The 25,862-nt window shown below is 65.2% G+C and carries 23 protein-coding genes; 14 read left to right on the top strand and 9 right to left on the bottom strand.

What is annotated here, in order from left to right; all coding sequences use genetic code 11:
- Nucleotides 1-29 precede the first annotated feature (29 nt).
- The 4 genes from ACTIF2_RS18005 (at nt 30) to ACTIF2_RS17990 (ending at nt 6,510) form a co-directional block, all read left to right on the top strand.
- A complete protein-coding gene (locus ACTIF2_RS18005; protein ID WP_439498475.1) occupies nt 30-1,232 on the top strand; it encodes an MFS transporter in 1,203 nt (400 codons plus the stop codon).
- A 226-nt stretch (nt 1,233-1,458) separates the two neighbouring features.
- Nucleotides 1,459-4,374 carry an excinuclease ABC subunit UvrA gene (gene uvrA / locus ACTIF2_RS18000; RefSeq protein ID WP_439498563.1) on the top strand — a complete coding sequence of 972 codons (2,916 nt, stop codon included), beginning with the start codon at nt 1,459-1,461 and terminating at the stop codon, nt 4,372-4,374.
- A gap of 106 nt (nt 4,375-4,480) precedes the next feature.
- A complete protein-coding gene (locus tag ACTIF2_RS17995; RefSeq protein ID WP_439498474.1) occupies nt 4,481-5,587 on the top strand; it encodes a thymidylate synthase in 1,107 nt (368 codons plus the stop codon).
- The gene (locus tag ACTIF2_RS17990) at nt 5,584-6,510 is read left to right on the top strand and encodes an alpha-glutamyl/putrescinyl thymine pyrophosphorylase clade 3 protein (RefSeq protein WP_439498473.1); all 927 of its coding nucleotides are present in this window, start codon (nt 5,584-5,586) and stop codon (nt 6,508-6,510) included. Before ACTIF2_RS17995 ends, ACTIF2_RS17990 begins: the two co-directional genes overlap by 4 nt.
- On the opposite strand, the gene ACTIF2_RS17985 is transcribed toward ACTIF2_RS17990, so the two are convergent.
- Nucleotides 6,493-7,599 carry an ImmA/IrrE family metallo-endopeptidase gene (locus ACTIF2_RS17985; RefSeq protein WP_439498472.1) on the bottom strand — a complete coding sequence of 369 codons (1,107 nt, stop codon included), beginning with the start codon at nt 7,597-7,599 and terminating at the stop codon, nt 6,493-6,495. The genes ACTIF2_RS17990 and ACTIF2_RS17985 overlap by 18 nt on opposite strands.
- A gap of 1,237 nt (nt 7,600-8,836) precedes the next feature.
- Between ACTIF2_RS17985 and ACTIF2_RS17980 the strand changes: the two genes are divergently transcribed.
- The 3 genes from ACTIF2_RS17980 to ACTIF2_RS17970 all read left to right on the top strand — a co-directional run bounded on the left by ACTIF2_RS17980 (nt 8,837) and on the right by ACTIF2_RS17970 (nt 11,383).
- On the top strand, nt 8,837-9,337 hold the full coding sequence (locus ACTIF2_RS17980; RefSeq protein ID WP_439498471.1) for an invasion associated locus B family protein: 501 nt from the start codon (nt 8,837-8,839) through the stop codon (nt 9,335-9,337).
- A 292-nt stretch (nt 9,338-9,629) separates the two neighbouring features.
- Entirely contained in the window at nt 9,630-10,463 is an 834-nt protein-coding gene (locus ACTIF2_RS17975) for an arylamine N-acetyltransferase family protein (RefSeq protein WP_439498470.1), read from the top strand.
- Nucleotides 10,463-11,383: a glycine/sarcosine/betaine reductase selenoprotein B family protein gene (locus ACTIF2_RS17970; protein WP_439498469.1), complete on the top strand. Its 921-nt coding sequence runs from the start codon at nt 10,463-10,465 to the stop codon at nt 11,381-11,383. Before ACTIF2_RS17975 ends, ACTIF2_RS17970 begins: the two co-directional genes overlap by 1 nt.
- A 10-nt stretch (nt 11,384-11,393) precedes the next feature.
- Here ACTIF2_RS17970 and ACTIF2_RS17965 read toward each other — a convergent pair whose 3' ends face one another.
- Nucleotides 11,394-11,879: an anthrone oxygenase family protein gene (locus ACTIF2_RS17965; protein WP_439498468.1), complete on the bottom strand. Its 486-nt coding sequence runs from the start codon at nt 11,877-11,879 to the stop codon at nt 11,394-11,396.
- Nucleotides 11,880-12,064: 185 nt separating this feature from the next.
- On the opposite strand from ACTIF2_RS17965, the gene ACTIF2_RS17960 reads away from it, so the two are divergent.
- Nucleotides 12,065-12,697, top strand: a complete 633-nt coding sequence (locus ACTIF2_RS17960; RefSeq protein ID WP_439498467.1) for a pyridoxamine 5'-phosphate oxidase family protein — start codon at nt 12,065-12,067, stop codon at nt 12,695-12,697.
- A gap of 15 nt (nt 12,698-12,712) precedes the next feature.
- Here the strand turns inward: ACTIF2_RS17960 and ACTIF2_RS17955 are convergent, their stop codons facing one another.
- Nucleotides 12,713-14,266, bottom strand: a complete 1,554-nt coding sequence (locus ACTIF2_RS17955; protein WP_439498562.1) for a phospholipase D family protein — start codon at nt 14,264-14,266, stop codon at nt 12,713-12,715.
- Nucleotides 14,267-14,488: 222 nt separating this feature from the next.
- Between ACTIF2_RS17955 and ACTIF2_RS17950 the strand changes: the two genes are divergently transcribed.
- Nucleotides 14,489-15,394: an endonuclease/exonuclease/phosphatase family protein gene (locus ACTIF2_RS17950; RefSeq protein ID WP_439498466.1), complete on the top strand. Its 906-nt coding sequence runs from the start codon at nt 14,489-14,491 to the stop codon at nt 15,392-15,394.
- A gap of 61 nt (nt 15,395-15,455) precedes the next feature.
- On the opposite strand, the gene ACTIF2_RS17945 is transcribed toward ACTIF2_RS17950, so the two are convergent.
- The 3 genes from ACTIF2_RS17945 to ACTIF2_RS17935 all read right to left on the bottom strand — a co-directional run bounded on the left by ACTIF2_RS17945 (nt 15,456) and on the right by ACTIF2_RS17935 (nt 18,459).
- On the bottom strand, nt 15,456-16,670 hold the full coding sequence (locus ACTIF2_RS17945; RefSeq protein WP_439498465.1) for an amidohydrolase: 1,215 nt from the start codon (nt 16,668-16,670) through the stop codon (nt 15,456-15,458).
- A gap of 120 nt (nt 16,671-16,790) precedes the next feature.
- Nucleotides 16,791-17,669, bottom strand: a complete 879-nt coding sequence (locus ACTIF2_RS17940) for a dienelactone hydrolase family protein (RefSeq protein ID WP_439498561.1) — start codon at nt 17,667-17,669, stop codon at nt 16,791-16,793.
- Nucleotides 17,670-17,793: 124 nt separating this feature from the next.
- Nucleotides 17,794-18,459, bottom strand: coding sequence for a ceramidase domain-containing protein (locus ACTIF2_RS17935; RefSeq protein WP_439498464.1), 666 nt, complete (start codon nt 18,457-18,459; stop codon nt 17,794-17,796).
- Nucleotides 18,460-18,915: 456 nt separating this feature from the next.
- Between ACTIF2_RS17935 and ACTIF2_RS17930 the strand changes: the two genes are divergently transcribed.
- From ACTIF2_RS17930 to ACTIF2_RS17910, 5 genes are all read left to right on the top strand, one after another.
- Nucleotides 18,916-19,068: a DUF1127 domain-containing protein gene (locus tag ACTIF2_RS17930; protein WP_113515780.1), complete on the top strand. Its 153-nt coding sequence runs from the start codon at nt 18,916-18,918 to the stop codon at nt 19,066-19,068.
- 159 nt (nt 19,069-19,227) lie between these two features.
- Complete coding sequence (trmFO, locus tag ACTIF2_RS17925) at nt 19,228-20,640, top strand: methylenetetrahydrofolate--tRNA-(uracil(54)-C(5))-methyltransferase (FADH(2)-oxidizing) TrmFO (RefSeq protein ID WP_439498463.1); 1,413 nt, start codon at nt 19,228-19,230, stop codon at nt 20,638-20,640.
- 117 nt (nt 20,641-20,757) lie between these two features.
- Nucleotides 20,758-20,994, top strand: coding sequence for a hypothetical protein (locus tag ACTIF2_RS17920; RefSeq protein ID WP_439498462.1), 237 nt, complete (start codon nt 20,758-20,760; stop codon nt 20,992-20,994).
- 115 nt (nt 20,995-21,109) lie between these two features.
- Entirely contained in the window at nt 21,110-21,889 is a 780-nt protein-coding gene (locus ACTIF2_RS17915; RefSeq protein ID WP_439498461.1) for a polysaccharide deacetylase family protein, read from the top strand.
- 86 nt (nt 21,890-21,975) lie between these two features.
- Nucleotides 21,976-23,181 (top strand): glycosyltransferase, encoded by a 1,206-nt coding sequence (locus tag ACTIF2_RS17910; RefSeq protein WP_439498460.1) that lies wholly within the window; start codon nt 21,976-21,978, stop codon nt 23,179-23,181.
- A gap of 296 nt (nt 23,182-23,477) precedes the next feature.
- Here ACTIF2_RS17910 and ACTIF2_RS17905 read toward each other — a convergent pair whose 3' ends face one another.
- The 3 genes from ACTIF2_RS17905 to secF form a co-directional block, all read right to left on the bottom strand.
- A complete protein-coding gene (locus ACTIF2_RS17905; protein ID WP_439498459.1) occupies nt 23,478-24,371 on the bottom strand; it encodes a phytoene/squalene synthase family protein in 894 nt (297 codons plus the stop codon).
- Between the two features lie 108 nt (nt 24,372-24,479).
- On the bottom strand, nt 24,480-24,857 hold the full coding sequence (locus ACTIF2_RS17900; protein WP_439498458.1) for an Mth938-like domain-containing protein: 378 nt from the start codon (nt 24,855-24,857) through the stop codon (nt 24,480-24,482).
- Nucleotides 24,858-24,879: 22 nt separating this feature from the next.
- The gene (gene secF / locus ACTIF2_RS17895; RefSeq protein ID WP_439498457.1) at nt 24,880-25,833 is read right to left on the bottom strand and encodes a protein translocase subunit SecF; all 954 of its coding nucleotides are present in this window, start codon (nt 25,831-25,833) and stop codon (nt 24,880-24,882) included.
- Nucleotides 25,834-25,862 lie beyond the last annotated feature (29 nt).

Genomic DNA, 25,862 nt, shown 5'->3' with positions numbered 1-25,862 from the left:
GCTCGCCCTGCCCCATCCAAGGCCTTGCCGTGATTCCGCCTCGTACGATCGTCTGTCTCGGCCTGTCGCAGCTGATTTCCTGGGGCATCACCTATTATCTGATCGGCAGCTTCGGACCTCTCATCATCGGGGAGCTCGGCTGGTCGCGCGCCATCGTCTATGGCGGCCTCTCGGCCGCGCTGATCGTCATGGGCCTGACCTCGCCGCTCGCCGGCCGCCTGATCGATCGCCATGGCGGCGTTCGCGTGATGACGGCGGGCGCGCTGCTGAATGCGGTCGGCTGCGTCGGCCTCGCCCTGTCCCATTCCGTTCCAGCCTATTATGCCGCCTGGCTCTGCCTCGGCCTCTCGATGCGGCTGTCGCTCTATGACGCCGCCTTCGCGGCGCTCGCGCGCATCGGCGGCCCCGGAGCGCGGCGGCCGATCGCCCAGATCACATTGCTCGGCGGACTGGCCTCCACCGTGTTCTGGCCACTCGGCCATCTGCTCGCGGAGTTTCTCGGCTGGCGCGGCGCGCTCATTGCCTATGCCGGCTTCGCGCTGCTCACCATCCCGCTGCACCGGGCGCTGCCGAGCAGCCGCTATGTCCGGCCAGAGCCCTCGGCCTCGGTGCCGGAACTGCGTCCGCTCGCCGTCAGCCGCAGCGATGTCGTGACCGGCGGCATCCTCTACGCGACGCTCACCACGCTGGCGAACTTCCTGAATGCCGGGATGTCGGCCCATATGATCGGCATTCTCGCGGGCCTGGGGATCGCCGCTTCCGTTTCGGTCTGGATCGCCACGGCGCAGGGCATCGGGCAATCACTGGCGCGGCTCTGCGAGGTCCTGTTCGGCCGGCGCCTGCCGCCGCTGACCCTCAATGTCCTCGCCTGCCTGCTGCTGCCGGTCTGCTTTCTCGGCAGCCTGTTCGCCGGGCTGTCGCCATGGATCGCGCTGGCCTTCGTCTTCGGCTATGGCGCCGGCAACGGCCTCTTGACCATCACCCGCGGGACGCTGCCGCTGGTCCTGTTCGACCATGCCAGCTACGGCGCCTTCGTCGGCAAGCTGCTGGCGCCGAGCTTCATCCTCTCCGCCACCGCCCCCATCGTCTATGCGCTCGTCATCCGCCGCTATGGCGAGATCGGGGCGCTCAGCCTCTCGGTCGCGCTCGCCTGCGCGATGCTGGCAGCGGCGCTCATGCTGAAGCTGCGCTTCGCGCGGCCCGCGCCTCTGGACACCGCAGCCGAAGAATAGCGCCGCGTCCCCGGCGTCATCTTTGCGGCTCCCTGCCGCGCTACTCCTGACGCTGATTGTCAGGAGAAAGACAGCAGCTTGGTCCGGCTGCGTGGTAATCATGTCCGCCAGACCGCCGCGAGGCTGGCATGGCCCGGCATTTGCCCTATCTCTACGCCTTCATCCGAACGGACGCCCCATGGCCCGCAAGACGACCCTTGCTGAACAAGCCGCCTCGCTCGAGGACATGTTCGACCGCAACCGCGCGGCCGACCCGAACGCGCGCGTCATCTCCGTGCGCGGCGCGCGCGAGCACAATCTGAAGAACATCGACCTCGCGATTCCGCGCGACAAGCTCGTGGTCTTCACCGGCCTGTCGGGCTCCGGCAAGTCGTCGCTCGCCTTCGACACGATCTATGCGGAAGGTCAGCGTCGCTATGTCGAGAGCCTCTCGGCCTATGCCCGCCAGTTCCTCGAGATGATGCAGAAGCCCGATGTCGACCAGATCGACGGGCTCTCTCCGGCGATCTCGATCGAGCAGAAGACGACCTCGAAGAACCCGCGCTCGACCGTCGGCACCGTCACCGAGATCCACGACTATATGCGCCTGCTCTGGGCGCGGGCCGGCGTGCCCTATTCCCCAGTGACCGGCCTGCCGATCGAGAGCCAGACCGTGCAGCAGATGGTCGACCGGCTGATCGAGCTGCCGGAGAAGACTCGCGGCTATTTGCTGGCGCCGGTCGTGCGCGGCCGCAAGGGCGAGTTCCGCAAGGAGCTGGCCGATTGGCTGAAGCGCGGCTTCCAGCGCGTCAAGGTCAATGGCGAGTTCTACGAGATCCCGGATGCGCCGGCGCTCGACAAGAAGTTCAAGCACGACATCGACGTGGTGGTCGACCGCATCGTCATCCGCCCCGATCTCGGCGCCCGCCTCGCCGACTCGCTCGAGCAGGCGCTCGACCTCGCCGACGGCATCGCCGTCTTCGAATATGCCGACGAGAAAGAGGAGAACGGCGAGGCCAAGCGCGTCACCTTCTCCTCGAAATTCGCCTGCCCGGTCTCCGGCTTCACCATTCCCGAGATCGAGCCCCGGCTCTTTTCATTCAACAATCCCTTCGGCGCCTGCCCGACCTGTGACGGTCTTGGCCACGAGATGCGCATCGACCCGAACATGATCGTGCCGGACGATTCGCTCAGCCTGAAGAAGGGCGCGATCGCGCCCTGGGCCAAGTCGACCTCGCCCTATTACGGCCAGACGCTGGAGGCGCTCGCCCGGCATTTCGGCTTCTCGATGACCAAACCCTGGTCCGAGCTGCCGCAGAGCGCCCGCGACGCCATCCTGTTCGGCACAGGCCAGGAACCCGTGCGCATGGCCTACAACGACGGACTGCGCGCCTATGAGGTGAAAAAACCCTTCGAGGGCGTCATCACCAATATGGAGCGGCGCTGGAAGGAGACCGAGAGCGACTGGGCCCGCGAGGAGATCGGCCGCTTCATGTCCGAGACCCCCTGCGCCGCCTGCGATGGCTTCCGGCTGAAGCCCGAGGCGCTGGCGGTGAAGATCGCCGCCCGGCATATCGGCGAGGTCTCGCGGCTTTCGGTGAAGGACGCGCTCGCCTGGGTCTCCGAGCTGCCGCGCCATCTCAACGCCAAGCAGAACGAGATCGCGGTCCGCATCCTCAAGGAGATCCGCGACCGGCTGACCTTCCTGCTCGATGTCGGGCTGGAATACCTAACGCTGGCGCGCGGCTCGCGCACGCTCTCGGGCGGCGAGAGCCAGCGCATCCGCCTCGCCTCGCAGATCGGCTCGGGCCTGACCGGCGTGCTCTATGTGCTGGACGAGCCCTCGATCGGCCTGCACCAGCGCGACAACGAGCGCCTGCTCGGCACGCTCCGGCGCCTGCGCGACCTCGGCAACACCGTCATCGTCGTGGAGCATGACGAGGACGCGATCATGACCGCCGACTATGTCGTCGATGTCGGCCCCGGCGCCGGCATCCATGGCGGCGAGATCGTCGCCAAGGGCACGCCGCAGGACATTCTGGACGACCCGAACTCGCTCACCGGCAAATACCTCACCGGCGAGATGAGCGTCGCGATCCCGGCCAAGCGCCGCAAGCCCACCAGGGGCCGCGCGCTGAAAATCGTCGGCGCCCGCGGCAACAACCTCAAGGACGTCTCGGTCGAGATCCCGCTCGGGCTCTTCACCTGCATCACCGGCGTCTCAGGCGGCGGCAAGTCGACGCTGGTGATCGACACGCTCTACAAGGCGGTGGCGCGCAAGCTCAACGGCTCGATCGAGCACCCTGCCCCGCATGAGCGCATCGAGGGCATGGAGCATCTCGACAAGGTCATCGACATCGACCAGTCGCCGATCGGCCGCACGCCGCGCTCGAACCCCGCGACCTATACCGGCGCCTTCACGCCGATCCGCGAATGGTTCGCCGGCCTGCCGGAAGCCAAGGCGCGCGGATACCAGCCCGGCCGCTTTTCGTTCAACGTCAAGGGTGGCCGCTGCGAAGCCTGCCAGGGCGACGGCGTCATCAAGATCGAGATGCACTTCCTGCCCGACGTCTACGTCACCTGCGACGTCTGCAAGGGCAAGCGCTACGACCGCGAGACGCTCGAGGTGAAATACCGCGACAAGTCGATCGCCGATGTGCTCGACATGTCGGTCGAGGAGGCCCGCACCCTGTTCAAGGCCGTGCCCTCGATCCGCGACAAGATGGAGACGCTGGCCCGCGTCGGGCTCGGCTATGTCCATGTCGGCCAGCAGGCGACGACCCTGTCAGGCGGCGAGGCGCAGCGCGTCAAGCTCTCCAAGGAGCTCTCCAAGCGCGCCACCGGCCGCACGCTCTACATCCTGGACGAGCCGACCACCGGCCTGCATTTCCACGACGTCGCCAAGCTGATGGAGGTGCTGCACGAGCTGGTCGAGCAGGGCAACACGGTGGTGGTGATCGAGCACAACCTCGAGGTCATCAAGACCGCCGACTGGATCCTCGACCTGGGGCCGGAAGGCGGCGACGGCGGCGGCGAAGTGGTGGCGCAAGGCACGCCGGAGGATATCGTGCGGATCGGCAAGGGCCACACCGCAAGGTTCCTCAAGGAGGTGCTGGAGAGAAGGCCATTGAAGGGGAAAGGGGCGCGGCAGGCGGCGGAGTAGGCGTTAGGAAAGCACCAGTAGCAGACATTCGAATACTGGGAAGCGCGGACACTTATCTGATCCAGAGTGAGATTCGGCAATTGCAACGACGGCGGGCATTTGCGTAATGCGCAATGCGTGCAATGTCTGGATACTGCACGCCGAGAATCTCCAGCGATCGAGCCGCATCATCATGTATCTCAAAGCGCGAACTCTAGACGACCTACTGGCAAAGACATTCTCGGCCGTTCTCAAGAGCAAGACCCATGTCAATGCAACGAAGGGGCCGAATATCGAGCTAGCGGGCGTCGTTTTGGAGCTGTCGCAGCCTAGGACGAGGCTTAGTCGAACGGACGCGAAGGGAAACGCATTTAGCGGCCTTGGGGAGCTAATTTGGTACCTGTCTGGATCAGACAGAGTCGAGAGCATCGAGTACTATATTCCAATGTATAGGGAATTCGCCGAAAGAGATGGTTCGGTGCGCGGCGCATATGGCCCGCGAATATTTGGTGGCGCGCGAACACAATACGACTTAATAAGATCAACACTAAGATCAAAGCCATGGTCCAGGCAGGCTGTAATACAAATATTTGACCAACGTGACATTCGGAGAAATTATAAAGATGTGCCATGTACTTGTAATATGCAGTTTATAATAAGAGACGGCCTGTTAAATTTGATCGTTTCAATGAGATCAAACGATGCGTTTATGGGCCTTTCCCATGATATTTTTGCATTCACAATGATTCAGGAAATTCTTTCGCGCGACCTAGGGCTTGGTCTTGGGGTTTATAAACACATGGTCGGAAGCCTTCATGTATACAATAATGATCTAACTAAAGTAAGAAAGTATTTGAACGAAGGCGTTCAAGCGACAAAAGAAATGCCTGCTATGCCCGATTCTGATCCCTGGCCTTCTATTCTAAAGATTATACAGATCGAGTCCGATCTGCGGGTAAACAGAAGGAATGCAGTTGAAGACGCTCTTCAAAAAGCGTCCGATCTTGATCCATATTGGCTCGATTTGGTCCGTTTGTTGGCGATCTTCGCCATCACAAAAGGCATGCCTTCTCGGGATGAGGCTGGGCTACGGCAAGTGGCTGATATTCGAAGAGCAATGTCATCACCTTTCTACTCAACCTACATCCGCCGCCGTATCGCGCCCCCTAAAGCAGGTCCTGCGCAATTGGTTCTGTTGACAGAGAGCGGTGACGTGGAGAGGGCAGCCCAGTGAGGCAAAAAGACATTGAACGAGCAAAGCGCATCTCGGAAGGTTTGCAGGCTTTCTCGGCGAACGTGGACCGTCTTCCCGGAATCGCTCATCCAGATGCGCTATCGAGCCTCGTGCGGCAGATGATCGATAGTCTTCATCGAATCGAGTTCGTTCGGCGGCTTGGCGAGCGCCCCATCGACCAACGCCGCCTAGACCCCGCGCACGATCTTTTTGACCCTATCAGAGCTGCATTTCTGTACAGAGAGGCAGGAGATCTCGATGAGGCTGGATGGCTGGTCTTTCTTGCCACTCACTTCGGCTATCACGTTCGCCATCGGTGGGAGCTTACCCGTCGTGTCTATGGGGCTCTGGGCGAGGGGCCGAAGTGGACGTGGCTTAGGACAAGCACAAATCAAAACGAATTTCGGCGATGGTTTCAAGAGAATTCAGAACGTATTGGAGGAATTCCATTTGGAAACCACAGAAAATATGAGAGCTTGAGGCCAGATTCTCAAAATAACTTGGCTGATACTATCGATAGTTACATATTTTGGATTGGCGCAAACCGAGGATTCGCACAATTCATCGCCGATAAAACGGGTGATACGAATGGCGATAGATTCCAGCTATTCGACGCCCTGTATCGATCTTCTACGATAGTCCAGTTTGGACGAACTGCGAAATTCGACTTGCTCACGATGCTCGGCAAACTAGGCATTGCCGACATTGAACCACCTTGCCCCTATCTCAACGGAGCAAGCGGGCCGCTTTTCGGTGCGAAATTGCTATTTCAAGGAGATCCGAGCGCCAAAATTCCAGCCCGCGTTCTTTCAGACAAAGTCGTCACATTGGGGCAGGCGCTGGATTTGGGGATGCAGGTTATGGAGGACTCCCTATGCAACTGGCAAAAATCACCCCAGAGATATCTACCGTTTAGAGGATAGTTCCTCGAACTGGTGCCAGTTGTATCTAATCTTGAGGAAATTCATTTGATCATGCCTGAGTATGCCAGCTTTTTGCATTTGACCAACGACGATACCGGGGGACACCCCCACTCTTTTAGCGAACCGCATTACAAGGCTAAACTTCTGCCTAATATGAATGAACTCGTTCCTAGCGTCGGGAGGAACTAGTGTATTCGCGGCAAACTCGTTGGCTTCGGCTTCGTCATGGGACGCAATTTGCGATGCGCCTTCGAGGAAGAGATGGCTTTCACCATGTAGTATCAAATGCCCAATCTCATGGAAGAGCGTGAACCAAAAGTGATCGTCTGAGCGGTATCGGAAACTCAGTTGAACAACCGCCTTTGTTTTGGACACAAAATGGGTCGCGCCGCTCGCAGAGCATCCTTTTGGGGTCCTCGCGAACACAAACGCCACGCCACACTGACGTCCAATCTGGACGAGACACGCGAAAAATTTCTGGGGGTCTTTAAGCCGCGTTAGCGTGCGGATATTTGGAATTGCAGCGAGAAGAGCGTCTCTATCCCACGGGGCGCACGGGACTCCGTCAGACTCGATTACGCCCTGCCGCAGCCAAGCGGCCACGGCAGCTGGATTTGTCTCATGCGCTGTCGACATTCTGAACGCAACGGCGTTCGCCATGCCCAGCCCGTTGGATTGCCAATCGCCGCCGCTATCGCGAAAGAAGGCAAGGATCGCATTTTCGCGTGACATACCGGCGTATGGATCAAGCCAGCCAAAAGCTTTCATATCGCGCAACGGAAGCTGCTTGAAAAAGTTCGTCTGGGCGCTTTCGTTCTGGTCCGCGCGGATTTGGGACAGGCGAAACCGGTATAAAGATTCCCGCTTGAGCCAGAACTGCCGACTCCCGCCCACGGCCTCAGCAAGCATTTCCGCTAGCGGCTCACTGATTGGCAGCTTCCCTGAAAGCAGGTTGTCTGCCTGGTCAATGGACAGATCGGTTGCAGCACACAGGTCGTCACTGGTGAGACGCCGGGCAGAGAGCATGTCGCGTATCGTCGCGCCGGGCGCTACCGCCCAATCAGGCTGAAAGTGAGCAGCAACGGTCATGGGCGCTCAATGTCCGTGATCTTTATGCGTTCAACGGCGTCCCACCTTATGATGCCACCGTCGTCTTGCGGATTATTGTTGTGGTTTGCAACGACCGTGAGGCCGCAACCTCGATAGAACTCGATGATAGCCGTTCCGCTAGGCTGCAATTTGACAGGGACCCAAACGAGTTCAGTCAATGAATCCGCCGCCTCGATGTCGGCTAGGCGTGTCATCAAAGCATCAGCAACGGCATCCCCGAGCAGGGCGGCCGCTTTTGATCGGCTTTCGCATATCTGGCGGAGCGCCGTGCTTGCGAAGGCCAGTTCCAATTGCGAGCGCACCGATTAGAGCTCCGCTGCCAACGGAATCAGACAAGGCTCCTGAATTGTTATGATTATTACTCGCGTTTGCAACCGAAGGGTTAATGAGAGATACCTCACTCGCGCTCAGATTTACGTATGCCTTCGCTGCGCGTTGACCATATCAAACCGCCGCAAAGCAGAGTCCCCTAGGGCAAGTACCAAACGTCAGGCAAAGCAACTTATCCCCGCCCCTCCGACCCTGCGCTACAATCCCCTCGCCCATCACCCAAACGGGGCGGCCGTCCGGAGGTATGCCAGAGGCTGGGTGAGGGTCGGCGCCTGCGGGCGGGAGTTACGCCCCGCTCCCGGGAGGCTTCGGGGCACCGCCCTGGGGACACTACGATCCCTGTGCGAGGAGCTCGCTAGGAAAGAGGCCGGCGGAACCGGCTTGCGGCCGAGGGCGCGACAAGGCGATGAGCCGCACTGGCGCTTAAGGCCGAGAGCCCGCGAACCCGGCTTCCGAGAAGCGCGGCCCGGAGTCTTGAAGAACGCCGAAGGCGGAGCGCCACGGGGCGTGCGGATGGTGGCTCAATTCATCCGCGCCGCATCCTGGCTCAATGGACGCGGATCGATACCACGCGCCTCGCGGCGCTCCGCCAGCCCCGTATTCTTTTGATCGCCCGCAGGCAGGCCTGCGGGCGGGGATTTGGCGTGCGCCCTTCCTTCTCCCCTCCGGGGGAGAAGGTGGCCCGGCGAAGCCGGGTCGGATGAGGGAAGGATGGCGCACCCGGTCGCACCGCCCTCATCCCCCTGCCGGGACCTTCTCCCCCGAGGGGAGAAGGGGGTTGATCACTCCCCCGCGCCCTTCCGTCGCACGGCATTCTCCGGGCCTTGTTTACGCCTCGTTAAGTCTCGAGCTTTCATCCCTAGCAATGCTAACAGGAGATGAACCGATGATCAGACTGGCGCTGTCCGCGGCCTGCACACTTCTCGTTGCCACCGGCATGGCTGAGGCCAGCCCGGCCAAGCCGCTGGGCCAGTTCAACCACTGGAACGCCGCCTCCTATGGCGAGGGCAATAGCCAGCGTTGCTATATCGCCTCGGTGCCGACGGCGGAGAAACCTGGGACCTTGCGCCATGGCGACGTGTTCTTCTTCGTCCAGACCAGCGAGGGTACGCAGCATCGCACCGAGTCGAGCTTCCAGACCGGCTATGATTTCGCCAAGGATTCGACCGTCGAGGTCACCATCGGCGACGAGACCTTTCGCATGCTGACCTCGGGCCATAATGCCTGGCTGCAGCGGCTGGAGCGCGAGGGCGAGCTGCTCGCGGCGATGAAGGCCGGCGACGAGATGGTGCTGGCGGCGCGCTCGGCCCGCGGCAACGAGACCAGCTACAGCTTCTCGCTCGCCGGCGTGACAGCCGCCTCGCGCTTGCTGGAGAGCTGCAGCTGACGCCTGCCGTCATTCCCGGGCGGAGCCCCGGGAATCTCAGGACGAGAGAGGCGCTGGTTGGAGCATCGGACCGAAAAGTGGAATCCACTTTTCGGAAAAATCCGATGCTGAAACAAAGAGTAGATCGCCACCTTGCGTCCGATAGGACGCACGGCGATCTAGAGTCTCGTCCTGCCTGAGATGCTCGGGTCAAGCCCGAGCATGACGCGCATTGGACGGCGCCCCGCCCCTTTACAATCCGGCCCGCAGGCGCGAGGAAACCGCTCGGCAGCATCGACCACGCGAGGCCAGCGTGCCCCTTTCCTCCTCCGACCTCTCCGCCTATCTCGCCCGCATCGGCTATGACGGCCCGGTCGCGCCGACGCGGGCGGCGCTGAACGCGCTGCAGCTCCTGCATCCGCAGGCGATCCCCTTCGAGAACCTCGATCCCCTCGCCGGGCTGACGCCGAAGCTCGACCTGGCCTCGCTGGTGGAAAAACTCGTCCGCTCGCCGCGCGGCGGCTATTGCTTCGAGCACAACACGCTGTTCCAGGCGGCGCTGACCGCCTTCGGCTTCGCGGTGACGCCGCTCTCCGGCCGCGTCCTCTTCAACCAGCCCGAGGATGCGCAAGTCGCGCGCACCCACAAGATCCTGCGCCTGACCTGCGAGGGGCAGGACCTGATCGTCGATGTCGGCTTCGGCGGCCAGGTCCTGACCGGGCCGATGCGGCTCGTGCCCGATCTCGTGCAGCCGACGCCGCACGAGCCCTATCGGCTCGACCACCGCGACGAGGCCTGGTGGCTGCGCGCAAACGTCGCCGGCGAATGGCGCCTGCTCTACCGCTTCACGCTCGACGCGACCTGGCCGATCGACGACACGCTCGCCAACCACTATGTCGCGACCCATCCGGCCTCGCATTTCACCAAGGCGCTCGGCGTCGCCCGCGTGTTGCCGCAGGGCCGGACGACCCTGCGCGAGCGGCGGCTGTCGGTGCATGCGCTCGACGGTCCCTCGCAGCAGGAGGAGATCGAAAGCGACGACGCGCTGCGCGCCGTGCTGGCCGAGCGCTTCGGCATCATGGTCGGTGACGCGCAATGGCGCGCGGTGCTGGAGCGCATCGGACCAGCCAGCGAGGAGCCGCGCTGATGCCGGACGGGCTCGATTTCGCGCCGCCACACGACGCGCCGATCCCGTACATGCAGCGCATCCGCGAGTACTATGCCGCGCTCGGCTACGGCGCGCCCTATGAATGGGCGCATTATGCTGAGGTGCCGTTCCAGCCCTTGCTGAAGCCGCTGGCGCAGTGCCGCGTCGCGCTCGTCACCACCGCCGCGCCCTATCAGCCGGACAAGGGCGATCAGGGTCCGGGCGCGCCCTACAACGCCGCGGCCAAGTTCTACGCGGTCTATTCGGGCGATGCCGCGCAGGACCACGACCTGCGCATCGCCCATGTCGCGATCGACCGCCAGCACACCACGGCCGAGGATCCGGGCAGCTATTTCCCCCTGCCCGCATTGCGCCGCGCGGCGGCTCGCGGCCGGATCGGCTCGCTCGCGCCACGCTTCCACGGCCTGCCGACCAATCGCAGCCAGCGCACGACGCTCGAGATCGATTGTCCCGAGCTGCTGGCGCGCTGCCGAGAGGACAAGATCGACGCCGCGATCCTCGTGCCCAATTGCCCGGTCTGCCACCAGAGCGTCAGCCTCGCCGCACGCCACCTCGAGGCGAACGGGATCGCGACCGTTGTGATGGGCTGCGCCAGGGACATCGTCGAATATGTCGGCGTGCCGCGCCTGCTCTTCTCGGACTTCCCGCTCGGCAACGCCGCCGGCCGGCCGAAGGACGCCACCTCGCAAGCGGCGACACTGGAGCTGGCCTTGGCCGTCCTGGAAACGGCGCCGGCGGGACGCACCACCGTGCAGTCGCCGCTGGTCTGGAGCGCCAATCCCGACTGGAAGCTCGACTACAACAATCTCGAACGCATCCCCGCTGAGGAGATCGCGCGCCGGCGGGCCGAGTTCGACCGGCAGAAGGCCGTCGCCAGGACGCTGCGCGAAGGCGATTGATCGACGGATGTCAGATCGCGAGCGCGATCGCAGCCGCCAAAAAACTGCCCATCGCCAGCACGGCCCGGGCGACATGGGAATATTCCCAAATGTCGCGCAGGCGGGTCCAGCTGCGGGCATCGTCGCCCGATGGCAGCGAGAAGAAGGTGCTGCCGAACTGGCCGAGCTCGGTATCCTTGAGCCAGAAGCCGTTCACCGGATGGGTGAACAGCCAATAGACCAGATGCGCCGCTGCGAGCAGCACCAGCGCCGCGACGATCCACCAGAGGGCCGGGCCGCTGGAGCGCATCAGCCAGGCGAGGATGATGAGCGCGATGATGCCGAGGGGCTCGGCCGCGCCGCCGAAGGTGAAGCCGGGATAATAGATCGCCTGCACGCCGATATAGGCCTCGCGCGAGAGGCGCAGCTTGCCGGGCAGTTCGAGCGCATGGGCGAGCGACAGCGCCATCGCGACCGCAACCAGCAGAAGCGTGAAGACATGGAAGGCCTTGACCATGGTCAGCTCCTGGAGAGACTCCGCTTTCGGAACGAACGTTGCTTGCCGGGAGAGGGTTCCTGCCATTGCGGCAGATCGGCGGTGGCGCCGGCGAGAATCGGGCGCTAATTTGAGGCCGCGCCACCTGCAGCTCGGGCTGGTCAGGCCGATGGCGCGAGGCGATGCGACCCGGAGAGAGGTCCCTCATGACGGTGACGACGAACGACGCGGTGCTCATCGACGATGCGGCCGAGCTGCGCAGCCATATCGGCCCGGTCAATCCGATTGCCGAGCGCAAGCTGCTGACGCGCCTCGACCAGTTCTGCCGCGATTTCATCGCGCTCTCGCCCTTCGTCGTCGTCGCCAGCAGCGATGCCGACGGCCGGGCCGATGCCAGCCCGCGCGGCGATGCGCCGGGTTTCGTCCGCATCCTCGACGACAGCACGCTGCTCATCCCCGACCGGCGCGGCAATAACCGGGTCGACACCTTCGGCAATCTCCTGGCCTCGCCGGGCGTCGGCCTGCTCTTCATGGTGCCGGGCATCGCCGAGACCTTGCGGGTCAACGGCAGGGCGCAGGTCACGCGCGATCCCGCCCTGCTCGAACCCTCGACCGTGCAGGAGCGCACGCCGGTCACCGGCCTCGTCGTCGCGATCGATGAGGTCTTCTTCCATTGCGGCAAGGCGCTGATCCGCTCGAAGATCTGGGACCCGGCCGTGCAGGTCGAGCGCCACAGCTTCCCCTCGCTCGGCCGCATCGTCGCCGAACAGACCAAGGCGATCGGCGTGGCCGAAGCCGAGGCCAATCTCGAAGAGGCCTACCGGTTGCGGCTGTACTGAGCGGCCGGGCGCCGGCTAGAGCTGCGAGTGGATCGGCAGCAGGCCGACCACGAAGGCAAGCGCCCGGCGCGGAAAGCTGGCATCCGGCTCGCGCGCGGCCTGCTGCAGCTTGCCGTCGCGCACTCCCGTCCAGCGCAGCCCGCCGGCCTGGAGCGACAATTCATAGCTGGCCTGCGGTTCCGTATCGGATCTGAACAGGCGATGCATCGCCGAAACCAGCTCCGCCTGCTCGAACAGGACGCCCATCTCGGTATTGAGCGATGCCGAGCGCGGGTCGAAATTGAACGAGCCGACGAAGCCGGTCTTCCGGTCGACGCTGAAGGCCTTGGTATGGAGGCTCGCGCCGCTCGAACCGAACACCGAGATCTCCTGCCGCCTCGCATAAGGCTGCAGCTCGTAAAGCCGCACGCCCGCCTTCAGCAGGCGCTCGCGGTAGCCGGCATAGGCACCGTGAACGGCGGCCACATCTGTTGCCGCCAGCGAATTGGTGAGGATCGCGACGTCGACCCCCTTCTCGACCAGGGCGGCAAGGCGGGTGACGCCCTCGTCGCCTGGAATGAAATAGGGCGAGGTGATCTCCAGCACCGCCTCGCTCGCAGCGATGGCCGGCATCAATTGGCGCAGGAGCCAGTTCTCGCGATTGCCGCCAGCGGCCTTCTCGGGCGGGTCCGAGATGATCCTCGTCTCATCGGCCCAGTGGATCCTGCTGGCGAGAGCAAGGATGTCCGACACGGACATGCGCTTTCGCACCCGCTCCAGATAGGGCTTAGCGAGGGCGCTGTCCGCGAGCTCCGACAGGGTGTGCCGCAAGCGCGGCAGGTTCGGTTTGCGCCAGGTGACCAGGGCGCCGATCGGGATCACCACGTCGCTGTTCCAGAACGCGTCGAAGATCGCCTCCGTCTCGCCAAGCGCCGCCCCGAGCAGCAGCACGTCGAGATCGCGGAAATTGGCGGTCCTGGCGGCGGCGAAATACTCGTTGCCGATATTGCGGCCGCCGACGATCGCCACGCGGCCGTCGGTGATCCACGCCTTGTTGTGCATCCGGCGCGTGACCGAGAACGCGCGCAGGGCCATCTCGATGCCGCGCCGCAGCCCGCCTTGCCGGGCGCGGCTCGGGTTGAACAGCCTCACCTGGATGTTGGGATGGCTGTCGAGGGCGAGATAGGTCGCGTCCTTGCCGCGCGTGTTGATATCGTCCAGCAGGAGCCGCACCCGCACGCCCCTGTCGGCCGCCGCGATCACCTCGCGGACGAGGAGCTTGCCGGTGAGATCGGTCTTCCAGAAATAATACATCAGATCGAGGCTGCGGCCGGCGCTGCGGGCGGCCAGCGCCCTTGCCGCAAAGGCGTCGAGATTGTTGGGCAGAAGGACGAGCCCGGTTTGCCCGCCCCTGTCGGCGACAAGCTGAGACACCGCACGGTCGAGGGGCATATCGCCATCGGCGATGGGCAAGGCACTGGACGGCTTGCCTTTCGCGCGCCTGGCGAAATGCCCGTAGGAATAGGCGGCCATGACCGAGGCCAGGGTGAACAGGCCGCCAAGCGCAATGATGATCAGAAGCAGTCGCATCATGGTGGTCGTGAAGCCCGATCGCCGTCCTGGAAAAGGCCTGCGATTCCGGCGGAACGCAATCCAGCCCGCTAGATGGACCCGGCCGCAGGCCGGTTCAACGCCTCACGAAGCACCCGTCGGGAAGAGCGGGACAGGGCGGGCAGACTGCATTACAAACCCGTCTCGTACAAATCGGCCGCGACGCGGCCCTTCGCTCCGCGCTGCAGGAAATCCCGTTTGATGGTTCGAAATCGTCGTGTGCCGCCGGGGCTCAAGACCCTGGGCCCGCTCGTGGCCTCGACATTGCGGCAGCAGCGCAAGGCCTATTCCAACGGCGATGGCGGCGAGGACCTCGGCGACACGCTCGTCGCGTCCTACAACATCCACAAATGCGTGGGGCGCGACCGGCGCTTCAATCCCTGGCGGACGCTTTCGGTCCTCAAGGAGATCGACGCGGATGTCGTCGCCCTGCAGGAGGTCGACCAGCGCTTCGGCGAACGCACGGGCCTGCTCGATCTGCATGCTCTTGAAAAGGAATGCGGTCTCAAGGCCGTGCCGCTGAAGGGCGTGCGCGCCAGCCATGGCTGGCGCGGCAACCTCGTACTCTTTCGCAATGGCACGGTCGATGGCGTCCAGCAGCTCGTGCTGCCCGGAGCGGAGCCACGCGGCGCGGTCATCGTCGACCTGACCCTGGCCGCCGGCCCGCTGCGCGTCATCGCCGTGCATCTCGGCCTGCTGCATCGCTCGCGCATGCGTCAGGTCCGCGCCATCCTGACGGCCGCCGAGGCCGGGGATGCGCGCCCGGCCGTGCTGATGGGCGACTTCAACGAATGGCGGCTCGGCAGGCGCTCGTCGTTGCAGGCGCTCGACCCGAGTTTTGGGCCGCTCGAAGGTGCGGTCGCGAGCTTTCCGACGCGCTTTCCGGTCTGGTCCCTCGACCGCATCATGGCGAACCCGCAGAATCTGGTCTCCCATATCGAGGTGCACGACACGCCTCTAGCGCAGTTCGCCTCAGACCACTTGCCGGTCAAGGCGGCCATCAGGCTGGCGCAGGCCGGCCGGCCCGAGCCGCGCTCTTCGTCGACCAGCGAGCGCGTCGACCATCGCTTCAAGCATGTCGCGCAAAGGAAAACTGCGTCCGGCTGACATGTCCGGACGCGTTCCCGTGAGCCACCTCGATCGGCGGAACCGGCGAGCGTGATCGCCCTCAGGCCGCGACCGCCCTTAGATCCGCCCCGAGCTCCTCGTTCACGACATTCACCCAGTAGCGCACGCCGTCGGGAATGATCGCGTCGTTGAAGTTGAAGAGCGGGGTGTGCAGCCCCTTGAAGGAGCCGTCGGCCTCGACGCCATTGCCGATCCGCATGAAGGCGCCGGGCTTGATCTGCATCATCTCGGCAAAATCCTCGCCACCGGTCCCCGGGCGGATCGCGCCATTGACCTGCGCGGCGCCGACCGAGGCCGTGGCGGCGGCGATCCCGACCGAGACCTGCTCCGGGCGATTGAGCAAGGCGCTCGGCCCGCGCCGGTAGGACGGCTCGGCCGAGCAGCCCCAGGCCTGCGCCGTCGCCCGCGCCAGTTCGGCGATACGCCGCTCGACCAGCTCGCGCACCTCGCTGGAATAGGTCCGGGCCGTGCCGCCGATCACCAGTTCCGACGGGACGACGTTCGAGGCCTCCTGCGAGCCGGCATGGACATAGCCGACGCTGATGACGCAGGTGTCCAGCGGCGCGACATTGCGCCCGACGATGCCCTGCAGGCCGAGGACGAAATGGGCCTGGGCATAGGTGATGTCGGTCGAGAGATGCGGCTGCGAGCCGCCATGCCCGCCGACGCCGCGGAAGATCACCTGCCAACTGTCGGCCGCCGCCAGCATCGGCCCGTTGCAGGTCCCGAAGGACGAGGCCGCCATGCCGGGTGAATTGTGCAGGCCGTAGATCGCGTCGCAGGGAAAGCGCTCGAACAGCTTGTCCTGCAGCATCGCCACGGCGCCGCCGCGGCCCTCCTCCGCCGGCTGGAAGATCAGGACGACGCTGCCGGCGAAATCCGGGTTCGCCGCGAGGTACTTCGCAGCGCCGAGCAGCATGGTGGTGTGGCCGTCATGGCCGCAGGCATGCATGCGGCCGGGATTCTGCGAGGCGTAGGGCAGCCCGGTCTCCTCGTTGAGCGCGAGCGCGTCCATGTCGGCGCGCAGGCCGATCGCGCCCTGGCCGGGCCGGCGGCCGCGCACCACGCCGACGACGCCCGTGCCGCCCACGCCTTCGGTGACCTCGACGCCCCATTCACGCAGCTTGGCTGCGACCAGCGCGGCGGTGCGATGCTCCTCGAGGCCGAGTTCGGGATGAGCGTGGATATCCTGCCGGATCGCCGTCAATTCGGCATGATTCTGCTCGAGCCAGCGATCGAGCCCCGTGGTCGTCATGATGGTCGCCCCCTTGCCTGCCACATCGTCGTGGCCGGCAGGAACTCTGCCATGACAACGCCCCGCGCCGCCACATTCCCGGTGACGGGCTTGCCATGCGTTCCCGAAGGCTGACGTCCGTCAGGCGACGCCGTGGCTCTTGAACCAGGCCAGCATCCTGGCCCAGCCATCCTCGGCCTGCTGCTTGCGGTAGCTCGGCCGGTAATCGGCGTGAAAGCCATGCGGCGTGTCGGGATAGATCATGACCTCGACGGTTTTGCCCGCCGCCTTGGCCGCGTCGCGCTGCTTCTCGACATCGGCGACCGGGATGCCCGTATCGGCCGCGCCATAGAGGCCGAGCACCGGGGCCTTCAGCTCGCCGACCAGGTCGGCCGCCGTCTTCGGCTGGATGTCGCTGCGATTGCCGCCGAGCGGGCCGTACCAGGCAACGGCGGCCTTCACCGCCGGGTTATGCGCCGCATAGAGCCAGGTGTTGCGGCCGCCACGGCAGAACCCGGTGACGCCGAGCTTGGCGGCATCGCCCTTCGAGCTCGCGGCGGCCCATTTCGCCGCGTCGTCGAGATCGGACAGCATTTGCGCGTCGGGCGCCTTGGAGATCACGTCCCGGATGATCACCTGCACGTCGGTCATCTTCGAGAGGTCGCCGAGCCGGGCATAGAGCTCGGGTGCGACCGCGCAATAGCCGGCCTTGGCGAGCCGCCGGCAGATGTCCTTGATATATTCGTGGACACCAAAGATCTCTTCGATGACGAGAACGATCGGGAACGGCCCTGCCCCGCTCGGCATGGCGCGATAGCCCGGCATCATCCCGTCGGCGGTCGGGATCTGCACCTCGCCCGCCTCGATCCCGGCGCTGTCGGTGGTGATGGTCTGGCCCTGCACCACCGTGGTCGCCAGGGTGAAACCGGTCATCAGCCCCGTCATGACGAAACCGCGTCGCGAGAACGGTTCGCGTGCAAGGCCGTCGAGACCTTCGAGATCGGGCTTGGTGGCGGAGATGGCAGGAGAGGACGCGACCATGGCTGACACTCACATGCGAGAGGGGCCGCGAGAGTGGGACAAGCCGGGCGGCCTGCCAAGCCGCGAGCGCCCGGCAAGGGTCACAGCTGCGTGATCCCCTGCCTCAGGCCCGCGGCGGACGCGTGATCGCTGCGCGCAGCAGGAGATAGAGCACCGTGGCGTTGAGCAGGTGCCAGAGCCAATGCACGCCGGATGGCAGGGCCTGGCACAGGCCCTGATCGAGCGAGCGGAACGTCAGCGACAACGCGAAGACGAGCCCGGCCGCGCCGATCAGCCCGGCCCTGGCGCTGCTCCCCTCGTGTCGCCGCAACGCGAGGGCGACGCCGACCAGCGCCAGGACGAAGGAGGCATAACCCGCCGAGCCCCGCATCGTCGCCGGCAGCAGCGGCGCGAGTCCAGCCGAGAGCGCCAGCGAGGCGGCCAGGAAGGCGAGCGTGCCGGCGATCGCCACGACCGGCCGCAAGCCGAGGAACCGCCACAGCGCCAGCCCGAAATAGGAGAAGGCGAAGAGCTGGATCGGGATCACGTCGGCGAGCAGCGTCCAGCGCTGCGGCATGGTGTGGAACAGGAAGGAGCCGATGCCGATGGTGAAGACCAGGCCGATCAGCAGCGCGGCAGGCAGGTCGCGGCGGCCGGTGCGCCGATAGAGCGCGAGCCCGAGCAGCGCCGCGAGCAGGAAGGCGCCATTGCTGACGGCGTTGAGCGGCTCGGCCCAGAAGGCGTCGCTTCCACGCTCGCAATAGCCGAAGGCGGTCGTCGATTGCGGCATGCGAAACTCCTCCGGTCGAGGCTACCAGCCTGCCACGACGGTAAGGTGAAAGGCGATGCGGTGGCAGGAATGCGGCAGCGCAACATAATCCTTGACGCAGTTGCGCAATCAGCTTGGAAAACGGGCGAATGACGCCTTCCGTCGATTCGAGTCAGGCGCGCATGGCGGAGCAGGCCATTTCGCCTAATTGAGCGCCACACCCAAACGATCGGCGTAAGACGCAATCCATTCTGATTAAAAATTCACCATAACCGCCATCAAGGTTTATGAAATCTTAAGCGTGCAGCGCGGGGCGTGGCAGAAATGTAAAGACCCGGTTAAATCGTCATGCGCCAATCGCATAACGGAATTGATGAACTGCCCCTGCAATCGGCAGCCTGCTTCCCTTATATGCAGTGCACAACGAATTCATCGTTGTCGGGCCAGAAATGACCCCGGCACCCAGGAGCTAAATCAATGTTCGTCACCATGATCGCCGCCAAGATCCGCGCCTATCTGCGCTACCGTGAAACCGTCCGTGAGCTGTCGCGTCTGACCGACCGCGAGCTGGACGATCTCGGCCTGTCGCGTTCGGAAATCCAGTACGTCGCCCGTTCGCACGCTGCCTGATTACCGTCCGCGCCTACCCTTTCTCCTGGATCGTGTCCTCCCCTCGATCCGGTCGAAGAGCGAATGCCCGCCTCCTCCCAGGCGGGCATTTTGCGTTTCAGGGCCACCCGGGAGCCCGTCTCTCTTGACCTTCGGCCCGCCTGCGGACACATCGCAGGCATGAGCATCAAACCTGTCCATGTCGTCGGCGGCGGTCTCGCCGGTTCGGAAGCCGCCTGGCAGATCGCCGGGGCCGGCGTGCCGGTCACGCTGCACGAGATGCGCCCGGTCCGCGGCACCGACGCGCACAAGACCGAGGGGCTGGCGGAGCTGGTCTGCTCGAACTCCTTCCGCTCCGACGATTCCTCCACGAACGCCGTCGGCCAGCTCCATTGGGAGATGCGCCGGCTCGGCTCGCTGATCATGGCCAAGGGCGATGCGCACCAGGTTCCGGCCGGCGGCGCGCTCGCGGTCGACCGCGACGGCTTCTCGCAGGCGGTCACCGCCGCGCTCGAGGCCCATCCGCTCGTCACCATCGCGCGTGGCGAGATCGCCGGCCTGCCACCGGCCGAGTGGGACAATGTCATCGTCGCGACGGGCCCCCTCACCTCGCCGGCTTTGGCGGAGGGCATCCGGTCGCTGACCGGCGAGGGCGAGCTCGCCTTCTTCGACGCCATCGCCCCCATCGTGCATTTCGATTCGGTCGACATGGACCAGGCCTGGTTCCAGTCGCGCTACGACAAGGTCGGGCCCGGCGGCACCGGCGCCGACTACATCAATTGCCCGCTCGACCGCGACCAGTACGAGGCCTTCATCGACGCGTTGCTCGCGGCCGAGAAGACCGAGTTCAAGGAATGGGAGGGCACGCCCTATTTCGACGGCTGCCTGCCGATCGAGGTCATGGCCGAACGCGGCCGCGAAACCTTGCGCTGGGGGCCGATGAAGCCGGTCGGCCTGACCAACAGGCACAACCCGACGGTCAAGGCCTACGCGGTCGTGCAGCTGCGCCAGGACAACGCGCTCGGCACCCTGTTCAACATGACCGGCTTCCAGACCAAGCTGAAATATGGCGAGCAGGCCGCGATCTTCCGGATGATCCCCGGCCTGCAGAACGCCGAGTTCGCCAGGCTCGGCGGCATCCACCGCAACACCTATCTCAACTCGCCAAAGCTGCTCGACCCGTCATTGCGCCTGAAGGCCGATCCGCGCCTGCGCTTCGCCGGCCAGATCACCGGCTGCGAGGGCTATGTCGAGAGCGCCGCCATTGGCCTCTTGACCGGCCGCCTCGCCGCCGCCGAGCGGCTTGGCCGATCCCTGGAGCTGCCGCCAGCGACGACGGCGCTCGGCGCGCTCGTCAACCACATCACCGGCGGCCATATCGTCACGATCGACGAGGGTCCGCGCTCGTTCCAGCCGATGAACATCAATTTCGGCCTGTTCCCGCATATCGAGGGCACACCGAAGATCGGGCCCGACGGCAAGCGCCTGAAGGGGCCGGCCAAGAGCCTCGCCCGCAAGCAGGCGCTGACGGCGCGGGCGAAGGAACATCTCGACGGCTGGACGGGAGCGGCCACGGCCGAAGCGGCGGAGTAAGGCGGCGTCCTTCCTCCTTGTGGGGAGGGAATGAGGGCGGGGGCGAACGACCGACCGCCGCTCACCAGGCGGCCCCTCATCCTGACCCTTCCCCACAAAAGGGAAGGGAACCGACGCGTGCCGATCCTGCCCAACGCTGAGGTCGAGTCTGCGCAACGGGAGTACCCCCTTTGTGCCGATGCTCTGGCTCAATTGTCCCAGAATTGCTCACTGGACAAGGATGTCGTCTCTCTGCTGAAATACTTACGTAACGGCAGAAACCGCACCAAATGGCCACTATTCGGATTGTGGAAGAACAAGCATTATCCGGCTCCGATCTTGAAGGGGCGAGGCATGCTGCGCTGGCAAGTCTGAGAAAGGACGGTCTCAGCACGGCTTCGGTTTTCGCTGCCGCCCGAAACGACTTCTTCACCGCCAAGGAATGGGCCGCCCGGCATCCCTCACATACAGGCGTGAAGTGCCCGCCGACATGAACAGCGCCATTACGGTTCTGATGTACCACGCGGTGGGCAACGAGCGCGGTGAGTGCGCGGGTGCCGACGCGCACTACACCATCACGTCGCGCCAGTTCGACAGCCACCTCGCGCTGTCCGCCCAGGCGGGCCTGCGCGTGCGCAGCGTGGCACACCTGTTGGCCGTGCCGGCCGACCGCGCGCGGAGCGTGGCGTTCACGTTCGACGACGGCCACTGCAGCAACGGCCCTGCGGCCGAACGCATCGCCCGCGCCGGCGGCAGCGCCGACTTTTTCGTCAACCCCTCCCGGGTGGGCAAGCCGCACAACCTCGGCTGGAGCGACCTGCGTTCAATGGCCGACGCCGGCATGTCCATCCAGTCGCATGGACAGGAACACCGCTACCTCGACGACCTGAGCCCGGCGGAGGTCGTGGCTCAGCTCGTCGATTCCAAGAAGGCCATAGAGGACCACCTCAGCCGGCCGGTCACCTTGTTCGCTCCGCCCGGCGGCCGCATGATCCCCAACCTGCGCGCGGTCGCCGCGCGCGCGGGCTACGCCGCCGTGTGCGCGTCGCGCGTCGGTCTCTGGCACACCCGCGAGGGCGGCTGGGAGGTGCCCCGGCTCGCGGTGCTGCAGTCCACGTCGGACGCGCAGCTGGCCGGCTGGCTCGGCCATGACTGGTGGGAGATAACCAACCGCCGCGCCCGCTACCTCGCCCTTGCATCGGCCAAGCGGCTGCTCGGCAACCATTGCTACGAGCGCCTGCGCGGCCGGCTGCTGCGCATCTGCGCCTGAGGCCGCGCCATGGCAGACCGACTGAACGACACCATCGCCGCCCGCCACCAAGCTCGCGTCCGCCGACGCGTGAGCCTGGCCCGGCCATGACGAAGGTCCTCTACTTCACGTCGCTGTTTCCCTGCTGGTCGGAAACTTTCATCGTCCGCGAGATCGACGAACTGATCCGGCTAGGCGTGGATGTCCACATCGTGTCGCTGAAACACCCCGTGGAAAAGATGGTGCAGTCCGACGCGGCGGCGCTGCTCGACCGGGTCGTGTACCCGTTGCGCGACCTGCGCGCCGTGGCGCCGGTACTCGGCGCCTGCCTGCGGCACCCGTGGCGCGAGCTCTCCGCGCTGGCCGGCATGGTGCGCGGCCTGTGGCGGCACCCCACGGCGCTGGCCAAGACGCTGGTGGTGTGGTGGCGTACGTTGGCGCTGCTGCCCACGCTGCGCGGCCTCGCGCCCGATCACCTGCACGCGCACTGGGCCACGTACCCCTCCACCTCGGCCATGCTCGCGTCGCGCCGGCTCGGCAAGCCGTACAGCTTTACGGCGCACGCCCACGACATCTTCCTTGAAGACCACCTGCTGGCCGACAAGATGCGCACGGCCGCATTCGGCGTGACCATCTCCGAGTTCAACCGCCGTTACCTCGCCGACAAGGTGTCGCCCCTCGCGTTGCAATGCATGCGCATCGTCCATTGCGGCCTGCGACCGGCCGATTTCGAGTTCGCGCCCGGCGGGCGCCAGCCGGGGCTGATCCTGGCGGTGGGCCGGCTCGCCGAGATCAAGGGCTTCCGCCACCTCATCGACGCCTGCGAACTGCTCGCGCGCGACAAGGTCCCCTTCCAATGCCATGTGATCGGCGAAGGGCCGCTGCGGCTCGCGCTGCAGTCGCGCATCGATGCGGCCGGCCTGTCGGACCAGGTGACCCTACTCGGCGCCCTCAAGCAGGAGGAGGTCAGGGCTTACCTCGCCCGCGCGGGAGTGTTCGCGCTGCCGTCGGTCGTCACCGCGCGCGGCGACCGCGACGGCATTCCGGTGGCCCTGATGGAAGCGATGGCCGTCGGCCTGCCGGTGGTGTCCACCCGGGTGTCGGGCATCCCCGAGCTGGTCGAACACGGCTCCTCCGGTCTGCTGGCCGAACCGGGCGATGCCAAGGAACTGGCCCAGTGCATCGAGCGTCTGATCGCCGACCCGGTCTCGGCACGCGAGATGGCGGGCATGGCTCGTCGCACCGTCGAGCGCGAGTTCGATGTATCGGTCGAGGCGGGCAAGCTGCTGTCGGCCATCGGGCAGCCGGCATGAGCGCCGCGCTGCCGCGCCGCCTCCGGTGCTGCTACCGACCGGCGAGATGGAGTTGGCCTCGACATCGACGATGACGGCGTGGTCGAAGGAGCATCTCGACGGCTTGACGGGGGCGACCGCGGCTCAGGCGGCGGAGTAAGGCGCGGGATCGTCATTGCGAGCGTCAGCGAAGCAATCCAGAAGGTCTCGCGCAGTCCCCTGGATTGCTTCGTCGCTGCGCTCCTCGCAATGACGGTGTGGGAGCGGCTCCATCAGCTCACTGACCCAGCGAGCTACACCTCACCCTGCCCTCGAGATCAACCCCGCCCCGCCTTCCGCGCTGCGCGCCAGATGATCCATTGCCGCTGCCAGGTCGGCAGCGTGATGATCGTCCGGAACGGATCGTAGCCCGGTCGCTCCATCTTCTTCAGATAGGGCTCGACCAGCGCCACCGGCAGGAAGGCTGTCGCGATCTGAGGTGGGATCGTGTCTGCGAGGTCGCGCAGCCGGGCGAGATGGCCGCGCGCGATCGCCCGCAATTCCTTGAGGGCATAGAGCACGCCCGGCCCGCCACGCCCGCGCACGATATCGTCGCGGATCACGCCGTTGCGCGCCAGGATATCGGCCGGCAGATAGACCTGCCCCGCCGCCGCGTGCCAGGGAAAGGCCCGCATCAGCCCGGTCAGCGCATAGGCGACGCCGGCATGGCCGCAAGCCGCCGCGCCGCCGGGATCGCGCCCCTCGGCCAGGATGATCGAGGCCAGCCGGAACAGCGCGCTCGCGGTCTCGCCGGCATAGCCTTCGAGATCGCCGAGCGAGGGCATCGGATCGTCATAGAGATCGAAGACCCGCGCCTCGATCAGCCCGGTCAGAGGCGCGATCGGCAGCCGAAAATGCAGGATCGTGTCGAGCAGCGCCGCCGCGACCGGGTGGGCCTGCACCGAGCCCTGCGCATCGCCTTCCAGCAGGTCGCGCCACCATTGCAGCCTGACCTCGCCGGGCAGTGGCTCGCTGACCGCCTCGCGCACGCGCGCGATCTCGTGGCTGAAGGCGTAGAGCGCGAACAGGCCCGGCCGCAACGCCTCGGGCGCGTAGAGGCAGGCGATATAGCGATCGTGATCCGCCTCGCGCACCACCGCGGCGCAATGGGCATAGGCCTCCGGCAGGGCCTGCGGCGCAGTCTGGCGGCGATCGTCGGTTTCGGTCGTCATGCGGCTGTTCCCGCGCCGCCCCGTCTCTCGGGCGCGGCCATGGATCATCGTCAGTCTAGGTCACACGACACCGGGCTGGCTATGCCAAAGCGGGCATGGCGGCCTGCGCTATTCCACCGCGATCAATGCCGCCGCGACCCGTCGGTCTTCCGCGACCAGCACATTATAGGTCCGTGCCGCGGCCCCTGTCGCCATGCCTTCGACCACGATTCCCGCCTCGCGAAAGCGCTCGCGCAAGGCGGCCGGCACGAAAGCGATGTCGCCTCCGGTGCCGATCAGCAGGAAATCGACGGCCTCGGCAGCATCGAGCACCGGTTGCAGGCTTTCAGGCGTGACCTCGGCGAAGGACTTGACCGGCCAGATATGGATGCCGCCCGGCAATGCAAGGATGGAGCCGCGATGGCTCATCTCGGCGAAGCGGAAGCCCCCTGCGCCGAAGGCGTCGATCAGGTGCCGGCCGGGAACGAAACCGTCGAAACGGGGCATGCTCGCTTGGACCCGCCGCCGATCAGGTCGCCTTGGCCTTGACCGGAGCCGGCGCCTTCTCCTCGAAATTCTGGTCGAGCCGTCCGGCGCGCACGTCGAGATAGAGCAGCACGGGCGTCGAGACGAACATGGCCGAATAGGTGCAGACGACCACGCCGAAGAGCATGACGAGCGCAAAGCCCTCGATCGCCGTGCCGCCGAAGAAGACCAGCGCGATCAGCGCGAGTACGGTGGTGGTCGAGGTGATCGCCGTGCGCGACAGGGTCGAATTCACCGACAGGTCGAGCAATTCGTCGATCGGCATCGTCTTGTAGCGCCGCAGCAATTCGCGCGTGCGGTCGAACACCACGACCGTCTCGTTCAGCGAATAGCCCACGATCGTCAGGATCGCGGCGATCGAGGTCAGGTTGAATTCGAGCTGCGTGATCAGGAAGAAGCCGACTGTCAGCACGATGTCGTGCAACGTGCCGATGATGGCGCCGATCGCGAGCTGCATCTCGAAACGGAACCAGAGATAGATCAGCACGCCGACGATCGCGAGCACGACGCCGAGCGTGCCGGCCTGGACCAGCTCCCCGGAGACGCGCGGACCGACCGTCTCGACCCGGCGGAAATCGTAGTTCGACGCGAACGCCTCGCGCGCCCGGGTCACCACGCCCTGCTGCGCGGTCTCGCCGCCGGGCTGCAGGGCAAAGCGCATCGAGACGTCGCCGGCATTGCCGAATTCCTGGACCTCGACCTCGCCGAAGCCGAAACTGTTGGCCGTCTGGCGGATCGAGGCGATCTCGGGAGAACCGCCCTTGGCCTGCATCTCGATCAGCGTGCCGCCCTTGAAATCGATGCCGAAATTCAGGCCGACGGTGAGGAAGAGCACAAGCACGAGGATCGAATAGGCAGCCGACAGCGGGTAGCTGTAGCGGCGGAACCAGACGAACTTGAAGCGGGTATTGTCGGGAACGATGCGAAGCAGACGCATGCTCAAATCTCCTGTCGGGTTGGCAGCGT

It is taken from the genome of Allobosea sp., from assembly GCF_051860145.1.
Classification (GTDB): domain Bacteria; phylum Pseudomonadota; class Alphaproteobacteria; order Rhizobiales; family Beijerinckiaceae; genus Allobosea.
This window is presented reverse-complemented; position numbering and strand designations above follow the sequence as displayed.

Bases quoted from the DNA above. Each gene is read 5' to 3' on its own strand.
- ACTIF2_RS17910 (WP_439498460.1), top strand. From the start codon at position 21,976: ATGACGAAGGTCCTCTACTTCACGTCGCTGTTTCCCTGCTGGTCGGAA.
- uvrA (WP_439498563.1), top strand. From the start codon at position 1,459: ATGTTCGACCGCAACCGCGCGGCCGACCCGAACGCGCGCGTCATCTCC.
- ACTIF2_RS17965 (WP_439498468.1), bottom strand. From the start codon at position 11,879: ATGGTCAAGGCCTTCCATGTCTTCACGCTTCTGCTGGTTGCGGTCGCG.
- ACTIF2_RS17945 (WP_439498465.1), bottom strand. From the start codon at position 16,670: ATGACGACCACGGGGCTCGATCGCTGGCTCGAGCAGAATCATGCCGAA.
- ACTIF2_RS17980 (WP_439498471.1), top strand. From the start codon at position 8,837: ATGATCAGACTGGCGCTGTCCGCGGCCTGCACACTTCTCGTTGCCACC.
- ACTIF2_RS17935 (WP_439498464.1), bottom strand. From the start codon at position 18,459: ATGCCGCAATCGACGACCGCCTTCGGCTATTGCGAGCGTGGAAGCGAC.
- ACTIF2_RS17960 (WP_439498467.1), top strand. From the start codon at position 12,065: ATGACGGTGACGACGAACGACGCGGTGCTCATCGACGATGCGGCCGAG.
- secF (WP_439498457.1), bottom strand. From the start codon at position 25,833: ATGCGTCTGCTTCGCATCGTTCCCGACAATACCCGCTTCAAGTTCGTC.
- ACTIF2_RS17930 (WP_113515780.1), top strand. From the start codon at position 18,916: ATGTTCGTCACCATGATCGCCGCCAAGATCCGCGCCTATCTGCGCTAC.
- ACTIF2_RS17915 (WP_439498461.1), top strand. From the start codon at position 21,110: ATGAACAGCGCCATTACGGTTCTGATGTACCACGCGGTGGGCAACGAG.
- ACTIF2_RS17955 (WP_439498562.1), bottom strand. From the start codon at position 14,266: ATGCGACTGCTTCTGATCATCATTGCGCTTGGCGGCCTGTTCACCCTG.
- trmFO (WP_439498463.1), top strand. From the start codon at position 19,228: ATGAGCATCAAACCTGTCCATGTCGTCGGCGGCGGTCTCGCCGGTTCG.
- ACTIF2_RS17985 (WP_439498472.1), bottom strand. From the start codon at position 7,599: ATGACCGTTGCTGCTCACTTTCAGCCTGATTGGGCGGTAGCGCCCGGC.
- ACTIF2_RS17995 (WP_439498474.1), top strand. From the start codon at position 4,481: ATGCGCAATGCGTGCAATGTCTGGATACTGCACGCCGAGAATCTCCAG.
- ACTIF2_RS17970 (WP_439498469.1), top strand. From the start codon at position 10,463: ATGCCGGACGGGCTCGATTTCGCGCCGCCACACGACGCGCCGATCCCG.
- ACTIF2_RS17950 (WP_439498466.1), top strand. From the start codon at position 14,489: ATGGTTCGAAATCGTCGTGTGCCGCCGGGGCTCAAGACCCTGGGCCCG.
- ACTIF2_RS17900 (WP_439498458.1), bottom strand. From the start codon at position 24,857: ATGCCCCGTTTCGACGGTTTCGTTCCCGGCCGGCACCTGATCGACGCC.
- ACTIF2_RS17905 (WP_439498459.1), bottom strand. From the start codon at position 24,371: ATGACGACCGAAACCGACGATCGCCGCCAGACTGCGCCGCAGGCCCTG.